General features: G+C 77.0%; 19 protein-coding genes and 1 pseudogene. 9 read left to right on the top strand and 11 right to left on the bottom strand.

Annotated features, from left to right (window positions below; translation table 11 throughout):
• Positions 1 to 67: 67 nt before the first annotated feature.
• A complete protein-coding gene (locus ACI782_RS17360) occupies positions 68 to 1441 on the top strand; it encodes a sensor histidine kinase (RefSeq protein WP_456911317.1) in 1374 nt (457 codons plus the stop codon).
• The gene (locus tag ACI782_RS17355; protein ID WP_456911316.1) at positions 1438 to 2043 is read left to right on the top strand and encodes a GerMN domain-containing protein; all 606 of its coding nucleotides are present in this window, start codon (positions 1438 to 1440) and stop codon (positions 2041 to 2043) included. The genes ACI782_RS17360 and ACI782_RS17355 overlap by 4 nt, the downstream gene beginning before the upstream one ends.
• Positions 2044 to 2080: 37 nt before the next feature.
• Here ACI782_RS17355 and ACI782_RS17350 read toward each other — a convergent pair whose 3' ends face one another.
• Both ACI782_RS17350 and ACI782_RS17345 read right to left on the bottom strand, forming a co-directional pair.
• A complete protein-coding gene (locus tag ACI782_RS17350) occupies positions 2081 to 3202 on the bottom strand; it encodes an NAD(P)/FAD-dependent oxidoreductase (RefSeq protein ID WP_456911315.1) in 1122 nt (373 codons plus the stop codon).
• Positions 3203 to 3263: 61 nt separating this feature from the next.
• Entirely contained in the window at positions 3264 to 3833 is a 570-nt protein-coding gene (locus ACI782_RS17345; RefSeq protein WP_456911314.1) for an LOG family protein, read from the bottom strand.
• 87 nt (positions 3834 to 3920) lie between these two features.
• Between ACI782_RS17345 and ACI782_RS17340 the strand changes: the two genes are divergently transcribed.
• The gene (locus tag ACI782_RS17340) at positions 3921 to 4385 is read left to right on the top strand and encodes an NUDIX domain-containing protein (protein WP_456911313.1); all 465 of its coding nucleotides are present in this window, start codon (positions 3921 to 3923) and stop codon (positions 4383 to 4385) included.
• Here ACI782_RS17340 and ACI782_RS17335 read toward each other — a convergent pair whose 3' ends face one another.
• On the bottom strand, positions 4386 to 5192 hold the full coding sequence (locus ACI782_RS17335) for an endonuclease/exonuclease/phosphatase family protein (RefSeq protein WP_456911312.1): 807 nt from the start codon (positions 5190 to 5192) through the stop codon (positions 4386 to 4388).
• A 1143-nt stretch (positions 5193 to 6335) separates the two neighbouring features.
• Between ACI782_RS17335 and ACI782_RS17330 the strand changes: the two genes are divergently transcribed.
• From ACI782_RS17330 to ACI782_RS17315, 4 genes are all read left to right on the top strand, one after another.
• On the top strand, positions 6336 to 7043 hold the full coding sequence (locus tag ACI782_RS17330) for a hypothetical protein (RefSeq protein ID WP_456911311.1): 708 nt from the start codon (positions 6336 to 6338) through the stop codon (positions 7041 to 7043).
• Positions 7044 to 7078: 35 nt separating this feature from the next.
• The gene (locus ACI782_RS17325) at positions 7079 to 7969 is read left to right on the top strand and encodes a 1,4-dihydroxy-2-naphthoyl-CoA synthase (RefSeq protein WP_456911310.1); all 891 of its coding nucleotides are present in this window, start codon (positions 7079 to 7081) and stop codon (positions 7967 to 7969) included.
• 69 nt (positions 7970 to 8038) lie between these two features.
• Positions 8039 to 8371 carry a hypothetical protein gene (locus ACI782_RS17320; protein ID WP_456911309.1) on the top strand — a complete coding sequence of 111 codons (333 nt, stop codon included), beginning with the start codon at positions 8039 to 8041 and terminating at the stop codon, positions 8369 to 8371.
• Between the two features lie 155 nt (positions 8372 to 8526).
• Positions 8527 to 9120 (top strand): TetR-like C-terminal domain-containing protein, encoded by a 594-nt coding sequence (locus ACI782_RS17315; RefSeq protein WP_456911308.1) that lies wholly within the window; start codon positions 8527 to 8529, stop codon positions 9118 to 9120.
• Positions 9121 to 9133: 13 nt separating this feature from the next.
• Here ACI782_RS17315 and ACI782_RS17310 read toward each other — a convergent pair whose 3' ends face one another.
• Entirely contained in the window at positions 9134 to 9523 is a 390-nt protein-coding gene (locus tag ACI782_RS17310) for a hypothetical protein (RefSeq protein WP_456911361.1), read from the bottom strand.
• 68 nt (positions 9524 to 9591) lie between these two features.
• On the opposite strand from ACI782_RS17310, the gene ACI782_RS17305 reads away from it, so the two are divergent.
• Positions 9592 to 9726 carry a hypothetical protein gene (locus tag ACI782_RS17305; RefSeq protein ID WP_456911360.1) on the top strand — a complete coding sequence of 45 codons (135 nt, stop codon included), beginning with the start codon at positions 9592 to 9594 and terminating at the stop codon, positions 9724 to 9726.
• A 20-nt stretch (positions 9727 to 9746) separates the two neighbouring features.
• On the opposite strand, the pseudogene ACI782_RS17300 reads toward ACI782_RS17305, so the two are convergent.
• Positions 9747 to 10022, bottom strand: a pseudogene (locus ACI782_RS17300) (hypothetical protein); the annotation flags it as partial.
• Between ACI782_RS17300 and ACI782_RS17295 the strand changes: the two are divergent.
• On the top strand, positions 10021 to 10983 hold the full coding sequence (locus tag ACI782_RS17295; RefSeq protein ID WP_456911307.1) for a Gfo/Idh/MocA family protein: 963 nt from the start codon (positions 10021 to 10023) through the stop codon (positions 10981 to 10983). The pseudogene ACI782_RS17300 and the gene ACI782_RS17295 sit on opposite strands and share 2 nt — an antisense overlap.
• On the opposite strand, the gene ACI782_RS17290 is transcribed toward ACI782_RS17295, so the two are convergent.
• The 6 genes from ACI782_RS17290 to ACI782_RS17265 all read right to left on the bottom strand — a co-directional run bounded on the left by ACI782_RS17290 (position 10980) and on the right by ACI782_RS17265 (position 18061).
• Positions 10980 to 12185, bottom strand: coding sequence for a glycosyltransferase (locus tag ACI782_RS17290; RefSeq protein WP_456911306.1), 1206 nt, complete (start codon positions 12183 to 12185; stop codon positions 10980 to 10982). The genes ACI782_RS17295 and ACI782_RS17290 overlap by 4 nt on opposite strands.
• The gene (locus tag ACI782_RS17285; RefSeq protein WP_456911305.1) at positions 12182 to 13144 is read right to left on the bottom strand and encodes a glucosyl-3-phosphoglycerate synthase; all 963 of its coding nucleotides are present in this window, start codon (positions 13142 to 13144) and stop codon (positions 12182 to 12184) included. Before ACI782_RS17285 ends, ACI782_RS17290 begins: the two co-directional genes overlap by 4 nt.
• Before the next feature lie 253 nt (positions 13145 to 13397).
• Positions 13398 to 14378, bottom strand: coding sequence for a glucosyl-3-phosphoglycerate synthase (locus ACI782_RS17280; protein ID WP_456911304.1), 981 nt, complete (start codon positions 14376 to 14378; stop codon positions 13398 to 13400).
• A gap of 85 nt (positions 14379 to 14463) precedes the next feature.
• Entirely contained in the window at positions 14464 to 16614 is a 2151-nt protein-coding gene (locus ACI782_RS17275) for a phage holin family protein (protein ID WP_456911303.1), read from the bottom strand.
• Entirely contained in the window at positions 16611 to 17243 is a 633-nt protein-coding gene (locus tag ACI782_RS17270) for a DedA family protein (RefSeq protein WP_456911302.1), read from the bottom strand. Before ACI782_RS17270 ends, ACI782_RS17275 begins: the two co-directional genes overlap by 4 nt.
• Positions 17240 to 18061 carry an MBL fold metallo-hydrolase gene (locus ACI782_RS17265; protein ID WP_456911301.1) on the bottom strand — a complete coding sequence of 274 codons (822 nt, stop codon included), beginning with the start codon at positions 18059 to 18061 and terminating at the stop codon, positions 17240 to 17242. The genes ACI782_RS17270 and ACI782_RS17265 overlap by 4 nt, the downstream gene beginning before the upstream one ends.
• Positions 18062 to 18643 lie beyond the last annotated feature (582 nt).

Raw genomic sequence — 18643 nt, 5'->3', positions numbered from 1 at the left:
GGGAGCCCGGCAGGGAGCGCCGGCCAGCGAGGAGCGGAGCGCCCCGCGGAAGCGAACCGAGGGCACGGTGAGGCGGGCCCTCGGGGGGCGGGGGCTGCGGGCGCGGATCGTGCTGGGCTTCGCCGCGGGGGCGCTGCTGGTCTCGGCGGTGCTCGTGACGACGACGTGGCTGCTCGCCCGCGGGTACCTGGTCGACCAGCGGGAGGCGTCGCTGACCCGGCAGGCCCTCGCCGACGCCAACGTGCTCAGCAGCCGGCTGGCGACCGCCGGCACCGACGTCGACGAGGCGGTGGCTGAGCTGGTGCCCTCGGGCGGGGCCGACGTCGTCGTCCGCAGCGGGGACTCCTGGTACTCCTCGAGCCTGGACGTCGGTGCGCGGGACGTGCCGGCGCGGCTGCGGGCCCTCGTCGAGGGAGGCGAGGCCGGCACGGTCCGCGTGGACACCGCGTCCGGCCCGGCGCTGCTCGTGGGTGTCCCGGTCACCGCCACCGGGGTGGAGTTCTACGAGCTCTCCCCGCTCATCGAGCTGCAGCAGGCGCTTCGGACGCTGGCCGCCGTCCTGGGCGCCGGGGCGCTGGCCGCCACCGCCGCGGGCGCGGCCTTCGGCATGTGGGCCAGCCGGCGGGCGGTCGCGCCGCTGGAGCAGGTCGCCGCCGCCGCGACCCGGATCGCCGGCGGCGAGCTGGCCACCCGGCTGCCGCCGACCGACGACCCCGACCTGGTGGCGATCGTGGCCAGCTTCAACAGCATGGTCGACGCGCTGGCCGCGCGGATCGAGCGGGACGCCCGGTTCGTCGGTGACGTCAGCCACGAGCTGCGCAGCCCGCTCACCGGCGTCGTGACGGCCGTGGAGGTGCTGGCCGCCCGCCGGTCGGAGCTCTCCCCGCGGGCCGACCAGGCGCTGACGCTCGTCGAGGGGGAGCTGGACCGCTTCCGGCAGATGCTCGACGACCTGCTCGAGCTCGCCCGGCTCGACGGCGCCCCGCCCTGCGACCGGTCCGCGCCGGTGTCGATGACCGCGCTGGTCCGCGAGGTGCTGGCCACCGGCGGGCGGGACGCGCGCCTGCTGGCCGCCGACCCCGACGAGGAGACGACCGTGGTCGGTGACAAGACCGGGCTGGAACGGGCGGTGCGCAACCTCCTGGACAACGCCGACCGGCACGCCGGCGGGCCGTGCGCGGTGCACGTCCGGCGGTGCGACGGCAGCGTGGTGGTCAGCGTGGACGACGCGGGCCCGGGGGTGCCGGCGGGGGAGCGCGAGCGGGTGTTCGAGCGGTTCGCCCGGGGCCCGAGGGCGGCCCGCCGGTCGCTTCCCGGCGCCGGACTCGGGCTGGCGATCGTCGCCGAGACCGCCGCCCGGCACGGCGGCGCCGCCTGGTGCAGCGCCGCGCCCGAGGGCGGGGCCCGGTTCAGCCTGTCGGTGCCCGGGGGGTCCCGGTGACCGGCCGGCGCGGGCTGGTCGCCGCCGCGCTGGTCGCGCTCCTGGCCGGCTGCGGCGTCCCGACCGGCGGGCCGGTGGAGACGATCCCGGAGTCCGAGGTCCCCCGCGGCCTGACCTCCCCGAGCCCGACCGCGACGGCGCCCGCCGAGCCCGAGCCGCTCGCCGAGACCGCGCGCATCCACCTCGTGGCTCGCGACGACACCCTCGTCCCGCGGCCGCGGGAGGTGACCGGTCCGTCACTGCCGGACCGGCTCGACGACCTGCTCGGAGAGCTCGCCACCGGGCCCACGGCCGACGAGCGGGAGCTGCAGCTGTCGACCGCGCTGCCCCCGGACGTCGAGCTCGCCGTCACCGACGTCTCGGCCGGGACGGCGACGATCGACCTCACCGGGCCGGCGGAGGTGCCCACCGGGCTGGCCAGCCGCCGGGCGGTGGGCCAGGTGGTGCTCTCCGCCACCACCGTGCCGGGCGTGGACGCGGTCGTCCTCACCATCGACGGCGAGCGGGTCGAGGCGCCGCTGCCGTCCGGGGAGCTCACCGCCGATCCGCTGTCGGCCGCCGACTACGCCGCGCTGCTCTCCGCGGCCGCGCCGCCGTCCTGAGGCGGGGCCGCCGCTGCACGACCCCGCGTCGCGGCGCTCAGGCGCGCCGGACCACCAGCCGCCGGGCCGTGGCGGCCAACGTGCGGACGGGGAGCCGGCCGTCGGCCAGGCCCAGGGCCACCACGTCGTCGAAGGCGCGCTGGTCGGCGGAGGCCGCGCGGAAGGCCGCGTCCATCACCGCCGGCCACCGGCTCAGCGACGACGCCAGCGCCGACGCTCGCAGGTGCGCGGTCAGCCTCCGGTCGAGCAGCGCCCGGTGCCGTGCCCCCGCTCCGGGCCCGGCCCCGGCCGCCACCCCGGCCAGGGCCCCGGAGAGCACCGCGTAGAAGATCCCCTCGCCGGTGAGCGGGTTGACCAGGCCTGCCGCGTCGCCGGCCAGCAGCACCCGGCCGTCGGGCAGCCGCGGCCGGCCGGTCGACAGCGGCAGCCGGTGCGCCCGCAGCGGCCCCGGCGCCACGCCGGGCAGCAGCCGGTGCAGCCCCTCGACCAGCGTGGCCCGCGTGGCCCCGCCGGACACCAGCTCCCCGTAGCCGACGTTGGCCCGCCCGTCGCCGAGCGGGAAGGACCACGCGTAGGCCGGCCACCGCTGCTCGGTGGTGACCAGGTGCAGCGTGCCGGACCGGCCCGGCAGCTCGGGCGCGTAGCCGCGGATCGCCACGGCCAGCCGGTCCGGCCGGTGGGTGCGCAGCCCCAGGGCCCTGCGGACGACGGACTCCGCGCCGTCCGCCCCGACCACCACCGATGCGCGCAGCGTCCCGTCGACGGTCACGCCGTCGGGGTCGGGCCGCAGGGTCCGGACGACGTGCCGCCGGAAGGCCGCCCCGCGGGCGCAGGCCTGCGCGAGCAGCCGGCCGTCGAGGACCGCGCGCGGGACCACGTGCGAGGGGCGGGCCGTGGCCCGGTCCACCGTCGCCCCGCCCGGCGAGCGCAGCGCCAGCCGGGGCACCGGGGGGGAGCCGGCCACCAACTCCGCGGGATCGACGCCGAGGGCCGCCAGCACGTCGAGTGCCTCGGGAGCGACGCCGTCGCCGCAGACCTTGTCGCGGGGGAACTCGGCCCGGTCGACGACCAGCACCGAGGCGCCGGTGCGCAGCGCCGCCAGCGCGGCCGCCGACCCCGCCGGGCCCCCGCCGACGACGACGACGTCCCAGCGCTCCACGAGCGCCGACGCTAGGCGGTCGGCGCGCCGGAGGCCCGCCGAGGCGTGGTGGCCGACCTGGTCACGGCGGGGTGGGCGTCCACTTCCGCGCCGGGTGCTCGTAGCCCGAGACGAACGCGAGCAGTTCATCGGCGTCGGTCACCACGCCGAGCGCGTCCAGCCGGCGGACGTCGAGGTAGCCGTCGTCCACCATGCGGCGCAGCTGGGTGAGCAGCGGCTGCCAGAACCCCTCGACGTCCACCAGCAGCGTGGGCTTCGCGTGCAGGCCGAGCATCCCCCAGGTCCAGGCCTCGAACAGCTCCTCCAGCGTGCCGGCCGCGCCGGGGAGGGCGACGAAGGCGTCGGCGAGCTCCGCCATCCGCGCCTTGCGCTCGTGCATCGAGTCGACGACCTCCAGCTGCGGCAGGCCGGGGTGGGCCAGCTCGTCGTCCACCAGGTGCTGGGGGATGACGCCGACCACCTCGCCGCCGGCGGCCAGGGCGGCGTCCGCGACGACGCCCATGAGGCCGACGTGGCCCCCGCCGTAGACGATGCCGACGCCGGCCCGGGCCAGGCCCGAGGCGAGGTCGGCGGCGGCCTGCCGGTGGGACGGCGGCCCGCTCTGGGACCCGGTGAAGACGGCGACGCGCACGCCGCCGAGCCTGTCACGCGGCGCCCGGTGGGGTGGCAGGGGCGCGGGGTCCGCGCCGTCGTACTCCGCTCGGGGTTCACTGGGGGCGTGTTCTCCTCCACCGACGGCTGGGTGACGTGCTCGGTCGGCCACCGGCACTGGGGACTGCTCGGTGCGGCCGGGCTGCTCGTGCACCGCCACGGAGCCGACGGCACCGAGCTGTTGCTGCAGCACCGGGCCACGTGGTCGCACCACGGCGGCACGTGGGGCACGCCCGGCGGCGCGCTGCACACCGGCGAGACGCCGCAGCACGGCGCGCTGCGGGAGGTGCGCGAGGAGCTGGGGCTGCTGCCCGACGACCTCGAGCTGGGCGCCTGCTCGGTCGACGACCACGGCGGCTGGTCCTACACCACGGTGCTGGCCCGCCCCCTGCGCAGCATCGAGCCCGGCGACCTGCGGCTGGACGGCGAGAGCGACGGGGTGGCCTGGATCGCGCTGGACGACCTCGCGTCGGTACCCCTGCACCCGGGCTTCGAGGCCTCCCTGACCCGGCTGCACGACCTGCTGGTCTGATCAGGCCGGCGACACCGTGACGGTCAGCGCGCGGTGGTCGCCGACCGGCAGCACCCGCGTGCCGCCGTCCCGCGCCCGCAGGCCGTTCCCGAGCGCCAGCAGGTGGTCGAGCTGCACCCGCGGCTCGTCGGCGGGGAAGCTCGGCGCCCGCACCAGCGGGGTGGCCCGGAGCAGCCGGGCGGGCACGGACCCGGGCAGGTTGAGGTCGCCGGCCACCACCACCGGGCCGGGGAGCCCGGCCGCCCACCGGCGTAGCCGCAGCAGCTGCCGGACGGCGGTGTGCGGGGCGAACGACAGGTGGGTGGTGACCACGGTGAGGTGCGCCAGCCGCGCGGCCAGCGCGATCCGCGGCTCGTCGGGCACCCACCACCACCGCCGGCCGCCGACGCGCGGGTCGGGGCCCTGGACCGGCAGCCGGGCCCGCCCGGTGCCCAGCCCCAGCACCGACCAGTCGAGCACCGGCAACCGGCTGACCAGCGCGATGCCGTAGACGGGTCCGGCGCCGTCCGGGTGCGGCCCGCGCACCGCGGGCTCGGCCGCCGCCCAGGTGCGGAACGGGTCGGGGGTGCCGGTGAGGGTGACCGCGCTCCGCCAGTGCGCGGCGCCGAGCCCCTCGGCCAGGACGGCGGCCTGGTCCGTGCGGTGCGAGCGCGGCTGACCGGCGTCGACCTCCTGGACGGCGAGCACGTCGACGTCCAGCCCGCCGACCGCGGCCCGGAGCTCGGCCGGGGTGAGGACCGCGCCCGCCGAGCTCCGGCCCGAGGCGATGTTCGCGGTGCCGATCCGCACGGCGGGCGGCTCGGTCACGGCCCGACGCTACCCGGCGGTCCCGCGCTCGACCTGCCGCTGCGTGCAGTCCCGCTTACGGTGAGCGCGATCTCGTGCGCAATGAGGAGCCGTCCCTGTCTCGCAGACCGCGTCACCTGGCCGCCGCCGGCGCACGCCTCGGCCGCTCGGGCGCGCGCCACCTGCGCCGACGGGCGGGCACGCGCGGCCCCCTGGCGCTGCTCTTGCTGGCCGGGTTCCTGTGCGCCGCCGCCCTGGTCATGATCGCGGTCGCGCCGTCCCCGGCCGTCTCCGACGGGAGGGGCACCCTCGGGGGTGCCGAGGAGCCCGCCGAGGCGCCCCGGCAGGGCGGCGGGACGGTGGCCCCCGAGACGGCAACCTCGACGGCGGCCCGCGGGACGGCGACCGCGACGGCGGGCTCCACCGCCGCGCGGCGGTCGGCGGACCCGAGCCGTGCGGCCGACCTCCCGGCGGTGTCGGGCGCGCCGGTGGTCGCGGGTCCCCCGACCGTGCCCGGAGCCGCGGCGGGGTCCTCGCCGGAGGGGACCGTGGAGGCCGGAGCACCCGCACCACAGGGCTCCGTAGCGGGTGGGTCGGCGTCCGGGGCATCGGGGTCGCGAGGGTCGGCGTCCGGAGGATCGTCGGTGAGCGGGTCGGGGTCGGACGGGACGGCGTCCGGGCGCGCCGCCGGCCGGACCTCCGGCGGTTCCCGGAGCACGACGCCCGGGACGTCGACCGGAGGCGGCTCGGCGAGCCGGCCCGACCGCGACCCGGGTGGGAGCTCGCCGGGCGGGGGCTCGAGCGGCGGGTCCTCGACCAGTGGCGGCGGGTCGACCGGCGGCGGGGGCTCGACCGGCGGCTCGACCGGCGGCGGCGGAGGCAGCCCGCCCGAGGACGGGAGCTGCGTGTGCGAGGGCGTCGGCGACCTGCTCGACGGCGTCACCGAGGGCGCGGGCGAGGTCGTGGACGGCGTGACCGAGGGTGCGGACGGACTGGTCGACGGCCTCCTGCCGTGAGATGCAGCGCACTCTCGCAAGCGGGGGTGCCCCCAGCGTGACCGAACCGTTACTTTGTGGTGCGCGTCGTCACCGATCTGAGGAGCCCGCCCTGTCCACTCGCCCTCGTCACCGCGCGTCCGGAAGTGGGCCCGGCTACCGCGCGCGGGTGCGGCTCGTGCTGGTGTTCCTCGTCGGGTTCGTCGGTGCCGCCGTCCTCCTGGTCCTCGGCCAGGACCCCGACCCGGCACGCGACGGCGCGTCCCCCCGGCTCGAGAGTGCCGCCGACGGCATCGGGACGGCGGTCCGCGCCGGCACCACCCCGGCGGCCCCGGTCGAGACCGAGGCCTCGTCGACGGTGGAGCGCAGCCCCGCTGCGGGCACCACGACTCCCCCCGACACCGGCGTGACCCCCGGCGAGGACGCCGGCGCCCCGGGGGCGACCCCGTCATCCCCGTCGGCCGTCCCGGCCCCCGCCCCCGCGACGGCCTCGACGCCCGGGACGACCCCCGGCGCGGCGCCGGCCCCCCGGACCGCCGACGGGACGAGCGCAGCACCGCCGCCGTCCCGCACGGAGCCGGGCGGGACGGCGGCGGCCGACGCGGCCGCGGCACCGGCTCCGACCCCGTCGTCCGGCAGGGAGGCGGCTCCGTCCTCTGCGAGCGAGGCCGCGGACCGGGACCGGTCGCGGGCTCCGCGGGAGCGCGACAACGACGGTGACCGGGACGGCGACCGGGAGCGGCGGGAGCGGTCCGCGGAGCGGGACCGCGGCGCAGGGCGGGGCTCCGCCGGCGACGCGTCTCCCGAGGAACCGCAGGCGGCGCTCGGCGAGCTCGTCGAGGGAGCGACCGCGACGGCCGACAGCGTCGCTCCCTGAGAGGCCGTCGCGGCGAGCCCACTAGGTTCGACCGCATGACCGCCCGCGACGACGTCTCCGAGATCTTCGACAGCGCGGCGTGGCAGCCGGTGGAGGGCTTCGACTTCGCCGATCTCACCTACCACCGCGCGGTCGACGCCGGGGTCGTGCGCATCGCGTTCGACCGGCCGGAGGTGCGCAACGCCTTCCGCCCGCAGACCGTCGACGAGCTGATCACGGCGCTCGAGCACGCGCGGCTGTCGACCGACGTCGGCTGCGTGCTCCTCACCGGCAACGGCCCCAGCCCGACGGACGGCGGGTGGGCGTTCTGCTCGGGCGGTGACCAGCGGGTGCGCGGCAGGTACGGGTACGAGCACGACAAGGGCCGCAGCAGCGGCCGGCTGCACGTGCTCGAGGCCCAGCGGCTGATCCGGTTCATGCCCAAGGTGGTCGTCTGCGTCGTCCCGGGGTGGGCGGCCGGGGGCGGACACAGCCTGCACGTCGTGTCCGACCTGACCCTGGCCTCCGCCGAGCACGCCCGGTTCAAGCAGACCGACGCCGACGTCGGCAGCTTCGACGGCGGCTTCGGCTCGGCCTACCTCGCCCGCCAGGTGGGGCAGAAGTTCGCCCGCGAGATCTTCTTCCTGGGCGACGAGTACTCCGCCGAGGACGCGCACCGCATGGGCATGGTCAACCGGGTCGTGCCGCACGCCGAGCTGGAGGCGACCGCGCTCGACTGGGGACGGCGGATCGTGGCCAAGAGCCCCACCGCGCAGCGGATGCTCAAGTACTCGTTCAACCTGATCGACGACGGGCTGGTCGGCCAGCAGCTGTTCGCCGGCGAGACCACCCGGCTGGCCTACATGGCCGAGGAGGCCGTGGAGGGCCGGGACGCGTTCCTGGAGAAGCGGGACCCGGACTTCTCCCGTTTCCCCTGGCACGTTTAGGCAGCTCGCTCGACGCCAACGGTACCGGCGTCGTGGCCCCCGTCCGGGTCCCGACTCGAGGAGGGCGACGTGATCGTCGAGGTGGTGGGCGGCACCGACGAGGTGCCCGAGGTGAAGGTCGTGGACGTCGACGACCTGACGAGGCTGCACCTGGCGCTCGGGGCGGTGACCGACGAGGAGGCCGACAGCGCGCTGCGCGAGGCGGGGCTGGGCCGGTTGCAGGACGCCGAGACCGGGTTCCTCGACGTGGCCGCCCTGCGGTCCGCCGCTGAGCCGCAGGCCGGGGCCGCCGACTGGGCCCGGCAGTGGGACGGGATGGTCGAGTACGCCCGCGGCAAGGGCTGGCTGGCCGACGACGGGGCGAGTCTGCAGGTCCACGTGGAGAGCGCCGCCGGCGCCTGACGTCCACACGATCGGGTGGCGCCCGTCCGAGCGCGGTGCCCGCTTGGGTGGAGGGACTAAAGAAACTTCCTGTGGATGTGGGTCCCGGTCATTGTGGTCGGTCAGATATTTGTCCACGATGTCGCGGTGAGGTCCACGTACGTTCGGGCGACGGCGTGACAGGAACGCCGGGTCGTCCCCTCAGCGCCGAGCTCTCCGACCAGCTGCTCTCCGTGGCGGTCGACATCCTCGCGGAGGAGGGCTGGGGACGGCTGAACAGTGATCGCGTCGCCGCGCGGGCCCGCGCCGGGAAGGCCGGCATCTACCGGCGCTGGCCGACCATGGCGGCGATGGCCCGCTCGGCCATCGGCCGCTTCACGCTGGTGCGCGTCCCACCCGACACGGGGTCCCTCCGGGACGACCTCGCCGCGCTCGTCGACCGCTGGCGCCGTCCCCTCGACCGTGAGGAGCGGGCGACCGCCAGCCTGGTCGGCGCCGCGCGGCACGACGAGGACCTGCGGGCCGGCCTCGACGCGGCCCTCGTCGCGCCCCTCGCCGCGGCGGTCGCCGAGATCGGTGCCCGCCACGCCGACCGCGGACACGAGGCGCCCGAGTCGCGGCTGGCGCTCCTCGGGTCGGTGCTCGAGGCCTTCTGGTGGCAGCGGTTCACGTCGGCCAACGGCGTCATGACCGCCGAGCAGGTGCGCCACGTCGTCGACGAGGTGCTGGTGCCGATCCTGCAGCCGGCCCGCGAGGGCGCCGCCGTCTGAGGTGCCGCGCGGGTCACCCCGCGCGGCGCAGGCCGGCGAACACGTGGCCGGCCACCGTGTGCGCGACCGCGGCGCCCTGCTCCGGGTCGCCGGAGCCGGCGTCCCGGCGCTGCTCGCAGATGAGCGACCGGACGGCGGCCAGCCAGACCGCCGCGGTCACCGAGGCCGCCGTCCGCGGGTCGCCGGGCAGCGGCGGCGCGGAGCCCTCCTCGGTGTACGCCTCGAGCAGGGCGTCGGTCAGCAGGGCGATCGACCCGTGGTGCAGCTCCCGCTCATACGCGCGCAGCGCGGGGGAGGCCTCGACGGTCGTGACGTAGTCGCGGCCCTCCGGCGTGGCCAGCCTGCGGACCTGCAGGGCCACCCGGGAGGTCAGGTAGTCCTGCAGGGCGTCCAGCGCGGTCACGTCCGCAGGGCGGGAGCGCACGGCGTCCGCCGCCGCCCGCCCATGCCGCCACCAGCACGGTCAGGTCGATGACGTCGAGGTCGGCGGCGACGTCCGCGACGGTGGTGCGCCACACCGGGGAGGCCCGCCGGGAGCTGCTCGCCGAGCCGGGCGGCCAGGCGGCCAGCCGCTGCGGGCCGCCGTCACCGTGCTGCACCGCGTAGGCGTCGTCGGCCAGCGCCACGGCCGCTGCGGCCTGCGGGTCGGCGACCGCCTCCTCGCGCAGCCCGCGCAGTGTCTCCTCGAACAGCCGTGCGCACGCGCCGGTGGGGGACGAGCCGTCCCCGGGAGCCGGTGCCAGGACCGATCCGCAGCCGGGGCAGCGGACGGGAGCGCGCTCCGCGGCGGGCGGCGGGGAGGGCGTCGCGGGCCGGGGGGAGGGTACCCGCCGATCGTGCCGCACCGGGCGGTCCCGCGCTGGGCGGTTCCCGGCCGGTCGGGGTGGGCAGAGGCCGGTCATGGGAGCGGTGCGGATCGGTCTGGTGGGAGCCGGGGGAGTGGGCGCGCGGCACGCCCGCACGCTGGCGGGGTTCCCCGACATCGAGTTCGTCGGCGTCACCGACGTCGTCCCCGGGGTCGCCGGGGCGCTCGGCGCGGACCTCGGCGTCCCGGTGGTGGACGACGTCCCGACGCTGCTGCGGCAGGGCCTCGACGGGGTCTGGCTGTGTGTGCCGCCCTTCGCCCACGGGGAGCTGGAGCTCGCCGCCGTCCGTGCCGGGATCCCGTTCCTCGTCGAGAAGCCGCTGGCCACCGGTCTGGCGGTGGCCGAGGAGGTGGCCGCCGCGGTCGCCGCCGCCGGGCTGCCCACCGCGACCGGCTACCACTGGCGGCACCTGGACACGGTGGCCGCCGCCCGCGCCGTCTGCGCCGCCCACCGGCCCCGGCTGGTCGACGCCACGTGGCTGGACAAGGTGCCGCCGCCGGCGTGGTGGGCGCGGGCGGAGTCCTCGGGCGGGCAGGTGGTCGAGCAGCTCACCCACGTGCTCGACCTCGCCCGGCTGCTCGCCGGGGAGGTGGTCGAGGTCCGGGCGGCGGCGGCGCCGTCCAGCGCGACCGGGCGGGACGTCGACGACGCCACCGCCGCGCTGCTCACGTTCGCCTCGGGCGCGGTGGGCACGGTGAGCGCCGCCTGCTCGCTGCCGTCCAAGATCCGCGCCGGCCTGGACGTCGTCTGCGACGGGGCGGCGGTCGAGCTCACCGAGACGGCGCTGACCGTCACCACGGCCGCAGGGACCGAGCGCACGGAGCCGACCGTCGACGCGCGCACCGCGGTCGACCGCGCGTTCGTCGACCTGCTCGCCGGGGGCCCACCGTCCGGGGACCTCGTCGACTACGCCGAGGCGCTGCGCACCCACCGGGTGGCGGTGGCGATCGCGGAGTCCGCGCGTGGCGGTGGCGCCGTCCAGGTGACGGGGGTCTAGCCGACGACGGCGTCCTGCCCGGCCGGCGGGATCCGCGGCGCAGGGAGCGTCGAGCGGGCCCGCCGCAGCGCCTCGGCGTACAGCCGCTCGTAGCCGTCGGCCATCACCGGCGGCGCGAACCGCCGGCGGGCCTCCGTGGCACACCGCTCGGGGTCGATCTCGTCGAGCCGCCCCAGCGCGGCGGTGAAGCCGTCCTCGTCGGTGGCGAGGAAGCCGGTGCGGCCGTGCTCGACCAGCGAGGGCAGGCAGCCGCGGGCCATGGCGACGACCGGGGTGCCCGCGGCCAGCGCCTCGCAGACCGCGGTGCCGCCGGGCTCCTCCCACCGGATCGGGAACAGCACCGCGCGGGACGTGCGCAGCAGCTCGGTCTTCTGCTCCCCGCCCACGCTGCCGATCCACCGCGCCGCGACGCCGTCGAGGTGCGGGTCGACGTGCTCGAGGAACCAGGCCACGTCGGGGTGCGCGCGGGCCGGGTGCCCGGGGGTGGCCAGCGCGGCCGCCAGCGCGTTGCGGTCGGGCAGCCCGCCGACCGGACCGGCCAGCACCAGGGGCACCCCCGCGGCCCGGCAGGCCCGCAGCGCGGTGTCGATGCCCTTGGACTCGCACAGTCGGGCCAGCACCAGCACCGAGTCGGTCCGTTCCGTGCGGGGCACCGGGGGCACGTCGTCCACCGGGACGGCGAGCGGCACCGCGCCCAGGACCTGCGTGCGCAGCAGCTCCGGCGCCCGCGCCACCTGGCTGTCGGAGACGCCGGCGAAGAAGACCCGGCCGCGGCCGTCGAAGCCGGCGTAGAACTCGGCGTTGCGGTGCAGGTCCCAGTGCAGCGTGGCCAGCACCGGGGGAGCGGCGTCGCCCAGGCTGCCGAGCAGCGCCGGGCCGACGACCTCGACGTGGGTGTGCACCAGGTCGAAGGGCTCGCCGGTGAGCGCGTGCTCGGCGATCGCCGCCTGCACCACGTGCTCGTGCGCGTGCGCCGTCCCCACCACCTGCGGGTACGGCCCGCCCAGCAGCTCGAACCGGCCGCTCGGGAAGGCGCTGACCAGGCCGTCGACCGGCAGTGTGGAGTCCCCCACCGAGGCCAGGACGACGGTGTGCCCGCGGGCCCGGAGCTCGGCGGTCAGCGTGGCGACGACGTTCTCCAGGCCCCCGTAGCCCGGCGGCGGCACGGGCAGCCACGGCCCGGCGTCCATCAGGATCTTCACGCGCCCGGCTCCGCGCTGCCGTCCGCCGCCCGCACCGAGCGCATCGGCGGCCGCTCGACGACGCCGACGTCCCAGCTGACGCCCTCCAGCCCGTCCGCGGTGCGCATGAACTGCAGCAGCTCCCGCGACGGCCACCCGGCCCCGGGCCGCCGGGCGAGCGCGGTCTGCAGGATCTGCCCGGCCATGCGGCCCAGCGCCGCGTCGGCCTGGTGGGTGTGCTGGCGGGTGCCGAGGTCGACCTGGGCGAGGGCGTCGAGGCCGGCCAGCCGCACGAGGTCCACCAGGAGGCCGAACTCCACGCCGTAGCCGGAGACGAACGGCACCTGCTCGAGCAGCTCCCGGCGGCCGGCGTACTCGCCGGAGAGCGGCTGCACGAAACCGGACAGCTCGGGCCAGAACGCGTTGAGCAGCGGCCGCGCGACCAGCTCGGTGACCCGGCCACCACCAGAGGGGACGATCCCGTCGGTGGTGGTCAGCGGGCGGTCGTAGAGGGCCTTGACGTAGCCGATCGTGGGGTCGGACAGCAGCGGGCCGAGCAGGCCGACGACGAACCGCGGGTCGAAGCCGATCAGGTCGGCGTCGACGAAGACCACGAGGTCACCGCTGGTCGCGTGCAGCGACTTCCACAGCGCCTCACCCTTGCCCGGGCGGCTGCCGTGCCCGGGCAGGACCGTGTCGACGTGGACGACGCGGGCGCCGGCGCGGGCCGCGACCTCCGCCGTCCGGTCGGTGGACCCGCTGTCGACCACGACCAGCTCGTCCACCAGCGGCGTTCGCTCCACCAGCGTCTCGCGGATGGTCCCGACGATCTGGCCGACGGTGCGTTCCTCGTCGAGGGCGGGCAGGACGACGCTGACCGTCGTCCCCCACTCCTGCTTCTCGGCGACCAGCCCGTCGGGCTGCCACGTGTCAGCGGTGAAGGTGCGGTGGCGCAGCCAGCGCCGGACGTCAGGGTGCACGCGTCTCCCCCTGCCGGGTGCCGACTCCGTTGTCGGCACGGGACCCCCGTCGCGACAGGATGCCGGGCGATCGGTGATCGGCACAGGGGTCAGCCGGGCCGATTCCCTGGTCGGGCGTGTCCGTCCCTTCCCCAGCGTGATCGCGGACGGGCTCACCGCCGCGTCAGCCGACGACGACACAGTCGGCTTCCCGCAGCCGGTCCGCTCCTCGCTCGCTGTCGGTTCGGTCGCTCGCTGCGATGCTGCCGGCGCGTCAGCCGACGTCCTCCGCGCGGAGGGCGCGGTACTCCGGCACGGTGGCCATCGGCGGCCGCTCGTCGACGGTGACCGGCGTGCTCTGCGGCACGAAGCCCAGCCCGTCGTGGCGGAACTGCGTGAGCAGTCCGCCGGCCTCCGCCTGCAGCGCTGCTCCCGCGCGGGACAGCACCGTGGACACCACCTGCCCGGCCATCCGGCCCAGCGCCTCCTGGCTCTGCGAGGTGTGCCGGCGGACGCCGAGGTCGACCTGGGCCAGGCCGCCGAGCCCGGTCAGCCGCAGCAGGTCCACGAGCAGGCCCACCTCGACCCCGTAGCCGGAGACGAACGGCACCTGCTCCAGCACCGCGCGCCGGCCGGCGTACTCGCCGCCCAGCGGCTGCACGAACCCCGCCAGCTCCGGCCACAGCGCGTTGAGCAGCGGCCGTGCGGTCAGCTCGGTGACCCGGCCGCCGCCGGCGGGGACGCTCATGCCGTCCACCTGCAGCGGCCGCGTGTAGCAGCCCTTGACGTAGTCGACCTGCGGCTCGGTGAGCAGCGGCGCGAGCAGCCCGGGTACGTAGTGGGTGACGTCGCCGATCAGGTCGGCGTCGAGGAAGACGACGAGGTCGCCGGTGGTGGCGGCCAGGGACTTCCACAGTGCCTCCCCCTTGCCGGGGCGGGTGCCGTGGGCGGGCAGCACGTCCGAGGTGGCGACGACGTCGGCGCCGGCGGCGCGGGCCACCCGGGCGGTGGCGTCGGTGGAGTCCGAGTCGACGACGAGCAGTTCGTCGACCAGCGGCGTGCGCAGCACCCAGTGCTCGCGCAGCCCGGCGACCACCCCGCCGACGGTGTCCTGCTCGTCGCGGGCCGGCAGGACGACGCTGACCCGGTGCTGACCGCGGCGCTTGGCCCTCAGCAGGGCGCCGAGGTCGAGGGCGGCCAGCGAGGGTGCGGAGGTCGTGCGGTGCTCGAACCAGGCGCGCGCATCGGGTCGCATCGGCCCACCTTCGGGGACGACCTCGTCCGGACGCCAGCGGGCGCGACCGAGTTCACGTGACCGTCACCGGGCGTCTCGCCGTCCGTCACACCCCCACGCCGGACCCGTGCAGCGCCGTCGCACTGAGCGCGCCGACGGCCGCGCCCGCGCCGGTCGGCTCGGGGTGGCCGAGGTCGGTGAGCCAGCCGCGGAATACCCGGTGCAGCTGCTCGGCGCCGACGACCTCGCCCGGCGGCCGGAAGGAGCGGGGGTGGAGCAGGAACCCGTGCTGCTGCGGCCCACCCAGGCCGCCGTGCGAGCCGACGTGCGGCTCGAACGCCGACGCCTCGTCGGTGGCGGGGTCGTAGCGGCTGTTGATGACGACGTCGGGGCAGTGCGGGAACGTGGACGCGCGGGCCACCAGCGCCGCCGCGTGCTCGCCGTACGGCGCGAGGGGGTCCTCGCCGATCACCATCCCCGCGGCCAGCCGGTGCACCCCGTCGCGGCCGAGCACCACCGGCCCGTACTCCTCCGAGTGCACCAGCAGGAAGCCGACGCCGTCGTGGTCGACGAGCCCGGGCAGCAGCCGGGGCCAGTGCCGCTCGATCTCCTCCAGGGAGACCCGGCCCGGGATGTCGGCGAAGGACACCAGCGCGGTGTGGCCGGAGACGGCGACGACCACGCCGGGCGCCACCCGCGGTCCGCGGCCCTCCCGGTCTGTGGGCAGCTCGTGCGAGTGCGGCACGCCCTCCGCGCGCTCCACCCGCTCGCGCAGCCGGCGGGCGATCACGCCGCCCTCGGCCAGCGCGGCCCCGACCTGCCAGCCCTCGGTGAGCCGGCGGCTGTCCCGCGGACCGGTGAGGTGCTTCTCCGGCAACTCGTCCGGCCCGCCGCACAGCCGGCCGACCAGCTCCTCGACCGACTCGCCGAACCGGCTGACGAACGACTCGCCCTGGGTCTGCCCGTGGTCGGACAGGCAGACCAGGTGGTACCCGCGCGGCGCGAGCTGGGCGGCGCGGTGCAGCCGGCCGATCTGCTGGTCGATGCTGCGCAGCACCGCCAGGCTGTCGGCCCGCTCCAGCCCGGCGTGGTGCGCGGCCTCGTCGTAGCCGAGGAAGTCCGCGTAGGCGACCGGCCGGCCCGCCATCACGTCCTCGAGCAGCGCGAAGACGACGACGTCCCGCGCGATGACCGTCGTCCCCGGCCGGGCCAGCGGGTAGAAGCCCCCGCGGGACACCCGCGGCCGGACGTCGGCGCGCCGCTCCCGGGCCGCCGCGACCAGCTCGCGGTAGACGTCGACGGCCGAGACCGCGATGGTGCGCAGCGCGTTCGCCGGGTTGGCGAAGTAGGCGTAGTACCCGGAGCCGACCCGCTCCCGGGCCTGCCGGGGCCGCCGGCTGGACGCCGGGACGACGTGGGCCAGCGAGCTCATCGTGAGGCTGACGTGGGTCGCGTCGCCGGTGAACAGGTTGCCCCGGCTGGCGCCTCCGCCGGACAGCAGGCCGCGGCCGTCGGAGTGGGCGCGCTCGAGCTCCGCGGCGTCGACCGGGGAGGAGACCCGGACGATCCGGTCGCGCTCCTTGTCGTACCAGCGGAACCCCGGGATGTCGGAGTTGGACCCGTGCAGGATGCCCATCACCGATGCGCCGGTCTGCGAGCTCCAGTCGGTGTGCCAGGAGGTCAGCGTGTGGCTGCCCGCGCGCAGCCACGCGGCGAGGTTGGGCATCGAGCCGTCCCGCACGGCGCGGCGGGCGGTGTCGTACGAGAGCGCGTCGATCTGCAGGAACAGCACGCCCGGCGGCCGCGGTTCGCCGTCCGCCACCGCCCGGGCCCGGCGGCGCGCGCGGCGGAAGAACAGCTCGTCCTCGTCGATGGCCAGCACGCTGCTGACCAGCCCGGACACGGCGGCCATGCCGACGCCGACGGCCACGCCCGTGCGCAGGTTCTCGATGACGACCCCGGGGATGAGGAACGACAGCCCGAGCACCGCCGCGCCGAGCAGCAGGAAGCTGCCCAGGCCGAGGGTGAAGAACGCCAGCGGCAGGGCGACCCGCATGACCAGCGGCCACACCAGGGCGGTCAGCGCGCCCAGCAGCAGCGCGATCACCGGCGGCTGCCACCAGCCGTCCATCGTGAACTCGTCGAGCCAGGCGTCGAGGGCCGACAGTGCCGCGGTGGTCGCCGCCCAGGTGAGCAGCAGCCGGGCCGGCGTCCGGCCGCGCTGCAGGACCCGGCCGGGCGCAGCGGGTGGGCTCATGCCGGTCCGCAGGTCGAGTGGTCGGGCTCGCGGTCGGGCTCGGGCGCCTTCCGGCGCCGCCCGCTCACCAGGTTGAGCACCGCGCCGACCACCAGGACGAGCACGGTGGCCAGGAGGACGGCGGTCAGCGGGGAGTCGAAGATGCCGCCGCTGACCACGCCGAGCAGCGCGTAGGCCAGCGCCCACAGGGCCGCGGCCAGCAGGGACGCGGGCAGCAGCCGCCGCCAGGGGTAGGCCAGTGCACCGGCGGCGAGCAGCACCGGGATCCGACCCGCGGGCAGCAGCCGGCCGACGACGATGATCTGCCAGCCGTGCCGGACGAACTGCTCGCGGACCTCCTCGATCCGCTCGGCGTGCTGGCCGCGGGCCACCCAGCGCACCGCGGCGGGCCCGCCGAACCGGCAGATGCCGAACGTGACCACGTCACCGATCCACGCCGCGAGGGTGGCGACGAGGAGCACCAGCGGCAGGTTGAGCCCGGAGGCGGTCATCGCGAACGCCGCGCCGGCGCCGACGATCGCGCCGGTCGGGACGACGGGCACGATCGAGCCGAGCAGCACCCCGCCGAACAGGACTGGGTAGCCGATCGACCCGTCGGTCCAGGCCGAGGCGAGTGCGCCCGCGCTCATGCCGCCACCTCCCCGCTGTCCGGCGGGGGAGGCAGGAGCACCGGCTGCCCCGGCTCGGTGACCGCCACGTGCGTGTCGAGACCGAGCGTGGCCACGGCGGCGGCGAACGTGTGCGGCGGCTCGACCAGCAACGGGCGCACCCGGCCGCGCAGGCCCGGCAGCACGGTGCCGCCGGGGACGGTGAGGGTGCCCCAGTGCACGGGGACGGCGATCCGCGGGCGCAGGCGGGCGGTGGCCTCGGCGGCGGCGTGCGGGTCGAGGTGCCCGGGCCCGAGCGTCGGCCCCCAGCCCCACACCGGCAGCAGCGCGACGTCGACACCGCGGTCGCCCAGCAGGTGCATCTCGTCGAACAGGTCGGTGTCGCCGCTGACGTAGACCGTGCGCCCGCCGCCTTCGACCAGGTGCCCGACCGCGGTGGTGTCGGGGCCGTGGGTGAGCCGGGGGCCCCAGCGGTGGCCGGTGTGGTCGGCGGGGACGGCGGTCACCCGCAGCGCGCCGTGGGTGAACGACTCACCGGGCAGGACCTCGACGACGTGCCGGAAGCCCTTCGCGCGCAGCCACGCGCCCGCGCCCTGGGGGACGACGACGCGGACGTCGGGCCCCAGCAGGCGCAGCGACGGCAGGTGCAGGTGGTCGCCGTGCAGGTGGCTGACGAGCACCAGGTCGACCCCGGCCCACGCCTCCGGCGTCGGCGGTGGGACCACCCGCCGCAGCGGCCCGACGCGGCCTGTGAGCAGGGGATCGGTCAGCACGGTGTGCCCGGCCAGCTCGACGCGCACCGTCGAGTGGCCGAGGAAGTGCAGGTCCAGGTCCCCCACGCGCTCAGTATCGACCTCCCCGGTGACGATCCGGCACCGGTTTGACCCTTACGGGGAGCCCCTGACGACCCGCGTCCCTGTCGTCCGGCCGTCACGCTCCGCCCTCCGAGCGGCCGGACCGGAGCCCTCCGAGCGGCCGGACCGGGGCCCTCCGAGCGGCCGGACCGGGCCCTCCGGCCCCTGACACCTCACTCCTCCATCCCTGGCCCGGGGCCACACGCCGGCCCCATCGTCACAGGACGTCGAACACCAGGAGCAGGACCAGGGTCAACGCGGCCGAGACGAGCAGCGAGCCCAGGCAACCGAGCCGGCTCGAGAAGAGGAAGAACACCGCGCCCTCATGCCCCTGGCGGCGCGGGGGCGAACGTCGGCCCGGTGAGGCGTCCGGCGCCGTGGAGGGAGCCGTCCGCACGATCTCCACGGGGTGGGGGCGACGGGAGGGCACGCCCCCGGGCGGGGCGACGAGCCCGTGATCGACACGGCACCCCGCCCCGGCCGTCGAGCCGGCGCAACCCCCGGTGACCTGCAGGATCCGCGTCCCCCGATGCGCCGGATCGGCGCCGAGGTGGCAGAGTCGACCGG

The sequence above is a fragment of the Geodermatophilus sp. SYSU D00703 genome, from assembly GCF_054050155.1.
The sequence above is the reverse complement of the archived record's forward strand: the minus strand, read 5'-3'. Positions and strand labels throughout refer to the sequence as shown.